Annotated in this window: 2 protein-coding genes; both read left to right on the top strand. The window is 59.9% G+C overall.

Going from position 1 to position 3602, the window contains the following annotated elements; all coding sequences use genetic code 11:
* The coding region (locus ACE04F_RS24605; protein ID WP_486110300.1) for a DUF2345 domain-containing protein at positions 1 to 708 on the top strand (708 nt) is incomplete at its 5' end.
* On the top strand, positions 705 to 3602 hold a 2898-nt coding region (locus ACE04F_RS24610), incomplete at its 3' end, for a DUF6531 domain-containing protein (protein WP_486110301.1). The genes ACE04F_RS24605 and ACE04F_RS24610, both read left to right, overlap by 4 nt.

Here is a 3602-nt window from a genome sequence, read left to right on the forward strand (position 1 = left end):
GGGGATATCGACATCCGGGCGCTGAAAGACAACATCAACCTGCTGGCCAAACTCAAGGTCACCGTGACGGCTGAGCGCATCACCTTGAGTGCCAAGGAAGAGATCGTGATTCAGGCGGCGGGGAGTAGCACCACCTACAACGCGGGTGGGATTACCCATGTCACCAGTGGGTTGTACACGGCGCATGCCACGGACTTTTTTTACAAGGGAGCGAAGAGCCAGGCGGCGGCGTTTCCCGAGGAGCCGAAGGCGGGGAAAGGGAATTTGGAGCTGTTTCAACAGTACGCCAACGGGGTCACCTTTAAGGGAGGCGAGTACCAGGTGGAGGATGCCCTGGGCAAGATCATCAAGGGGACGCTGGATGCGAATGGCTTTGCAGCAGTGGCCGGCGTCGCGCCAGGCCCGGCCAAAGTGCTTTTCAGCAAAGACCCGGTCGATGTCTGGACCGATGCCGGCTTTCCCGGTCCGCATGAGCAGATAGAAGCAGGCACTGTTGAAGCCTCCCGACCACTGCCGGCACAAGCACTGCTGGACAAGGTGCTCAACGCCACCAAACAAACACCAACGAGCCTGGCTACCGACCTGCTGAAAAAGGCCGTACCAATGCCAGACGCTACGACCGCGCTTGCCTCCCAGTTACCTCAGTCACTTGTGAAAAACGCCGAGAGGCTCGGATTGCCACGCAAGCTCTCGGAGAAAACACAATGACCGCAGCGACACCGCGCCCGCCCCAATCGGCCACTGGTCCGCTCAACACCACGTCAAAACACGACATCGACGCGGGCAAGGAAAAGCTCGATCAATGGCTGCGTAAACTTACCGATGACGCCGTGGGCTGGAATGCCGTACAGACCGCAGGTTCGGTGATTCCGGGTGTCGGCACCGTTTTCGCCGCCATTGATGCCATCGGCGACCTGCTCACCCTGATCGACGGTGACCAGAATGACTTCCTGACCTGGGTCAGCTTTGGCGTCAACGTCGTCGGCCTGATCTCCTTTCCCGGTGTCGGCCCGGCACGGCTGGCGGTGCGCACCACGCTTTCAGCGGTCAGGCGCAATGGTCTACCCGCCATTTCGACGGCCATGCTCAGTGCATTGGAAGAGAACCTTAACGACAAAACTCGCGGCGCCCTGGAGGATTTTGCCAACGCCATCCAAGCGCGTCTCAGCGAACTGCTCACAAAAATCGCCGCAGAAATCAGAAAAGCCTGCGCCGCTTTCGCCCGTATGCTCAGAAGTATTGCCAGTGAGCAAGGCCAGCAGGCGCTGGCCAACAAAGCCAAGATCGGCTCTTTTTTCTTCGGCCCGGTGGTGGGCATAGCCGCCCAGTTCGTGATCGATGACAGGCTGTTGTCCAAAGACGTTTGCCAGAAATTGCTCACCGTCGCCAGTGCCGCCGACAGGATCGGCTTGGCGGTGGCGCAAAAAGTACAAGGGTTAGGGGACCCGAAAAGAATCGGCAGTATCGGCAACCTGATCATGGAGTTGGTCAGTGCACTGGCGTCCCGCAAGCGCCGCAGTGCTCACTCGGCCAATGCATCAAGCAATCAGGTCAACCGCGCTCAAGCCAGTCACGGCCAGGGCGCACAGGTTACTCGCTCAAACGAGCGCAAAGCCGCCAATGATCCCAATCGCTGTAAAGACTGCAATCTTGCCGTCCCCTCAGCGACTCGCCGCAGTATCAGTTTCGCCACCGGCAGTGAAACACTGGAACACACCGATTTTTCCCTACCTGGCCCCTTCCCGATCGAGTGGACACGTACCTATCGCTCCAGCCTTGCGGCGTTTGATCAGGGAAGCCTTGGCGCGCGCTGGATCACGCCGTTCTCGATCCGCATCGACCAACATGAAGACGACCTGAGCTACCACGGTTACGACGGGCGCAGCCAGCGTTACCCAGATCTTGAGATCAGCAAGCACCACTACAACCCGATCGAAGGGGTGCTACTGATTCGCACCACGGCCAACACGCTGGTGGTCGTACGTGGCCACGACAGCCAGGAAACGTTTCAAAAGCACGGTGATTGCTATCTGCTCAGCGGCATGACCTTGCGGGGTGGCGCCCGCATCGCCCTTCACTACGAGCACCAACACGCAGGCCGAGCCGTGCTGTCAGATCTGGTGACTTATCAGGACGACACCGCACACCACCATATCCATAGCGAGCTCGACGAACACGGTCGTATCAATGCCCTGTGGCTAATGCACGAAGGCCAGCCCCAACGTCAACTGGCCGGCTACGACTACGACTACCACGAGCACGGTGACCTGATCGCCGCCCGTGACGAATACGCTGCGCAATGGAACTACGAATATAAGCACCACCTGATCACCCGCTACACCGACCGCACCGGGCGCGGCATCAACCTGCAATGGCAAGGCGAAGCCGCCGACGCCAAGGCCACACGCGAATGGGCCGACGACGGCAGCTACGACACCCGCCTGGAGTGGGACGAGAACATCCGCCTGACCTACGTGACCGACGCGTTGGGCCAGGAGACTTGGTACTACTACGACATCCTCGGCTACACCTATCGCATCATCTACCCCGACGGCAATGAGGAGTGGTTCTACCGCGACGATGCCAAGAATGTTGTCCGTCATATACATACAGACGGTAGTACCGACAGCTACGCCTACGATGATCGCGGCAACCTGCTCCAGCACACCCGCCCCGACGGCAGCAGCGTTCATCACGCCTACGATGATCAGGATCAGCTCTTCAAAACCCGCGACGCCGAAGGCGGCCTGTGGCGATACGACTACGATCAACGCGGCAACATCATCGAAACCATCGACCCGCTGGAGAACACGACCCAGTACACCTACAACAGCGACAACCTGCCCGTGCTCATCACCGATGCCAACGGTGGTGCCAAACAACTGGCCTACAACGCTGACGGCCAACTGATCCGCTACACCGACTGCTCGGGCAAAATCAGTCAGTGGCACTACGATGCACTGGGCCAGCTCAGCCGCTTCACCGATGCCGAAGGCCACGTCACCAGTTACGAATACCGCGCCGGGCAACTGGTGCGACTGATCCACCCCGACAAAACCGAAGAACTCTTCGAGCGCGACGCCGAAGGCCGTTTGCTCACCCACACCGACGCCCTGCGCCAGCGCACCACCTGGCACTACAACGAAGCCGGGCTGATCCAACAGCGCCAGGACGCCAACGACACCACCCTCGACTACCGCTGGGACCGCCTCGGTCAACTGATCGAACTGCGCAACGAAAACAACAGCAGCGCCCGCTTCAAATACGACCCCGCCGGGCGCCTGCTCAAGGAAACCGGCTTCGACCAGCAAACCACCCACTACCTCTACGACCACGGCAGCAATCAACCGACGCGCCGCCTCGATGGCGATCGCGTCAACGAGTTTGAGTACGACCCGATGGGCCGCCTGATCGCCCGTCATGCCGGGCACAAGGACGGTCTGGAGTGGCAGACCGAAACCTTCGCCTATGACGGCAATGGCAATCTGCTGCTGGCGGAAAACGCCGCCTGCAAACTGCAATGGTTCTACGACCGCGCGGGCAACAACACCCGCGAGCATCAATACTTGCGCTACCTGCAGGAACCGCATGTGGCGATCTGG

Source organism: Pseudomonas sp. AGC41 (genome assembly GCF_057334555.1).